This is a genomic window from Micrococcus sp. GbtcB5, from assembly GCF_019091605.1.
GTDB lineage: Bacteria > Actinomycetota > Actinomycetes > Actinomycetales > Micrococcaceae > Micrococcus > Micrococcus luteus.
On record NZ_JAGXJK010000288.1, the window covers coordinates 1 to 253 of the forward strand.

The 253-nt window shown below is 68.4% G+C and carries 1 protein-coding gene; it reads right to left on the minus strand.

Annotation, left to right across the window (positions count from 1 at the left end; genetic code table 11):
- On the minus strand, positions 1 to 253 hold a 253-nt coding region (locus tag KVS67_RS12400; RefSeq protein ID WP_217565487.1), incomplete at both ends, for an integrase core domain-containing protein.

A 253-nucleotide genomic window follows, 5' to 3' on the forward strand; every position in this document is an offset into this window, starting at 1 on the left:
GTAGTTGTAGTGGTCCACCCACCCGGCCGGCCCCTCACGCCGAGCTGTCTCTGAGGTATACGGGCGGGCGTAGAGGACCCCATCGACCATCAGCCGGTTGTACCGTTCGACCTTCCCGTTATGGCGCGGGGTGTAGGGGCGGATCCGGTGGAGCCGGCCCCCGAGCGAGACCACCTTGGCGGTGAAGTCCACGGCCCGGTAGTTGTTCCCGTTGGCCGTGACCACCCGCTCCACGGTGATGCCGTGGGCGGCG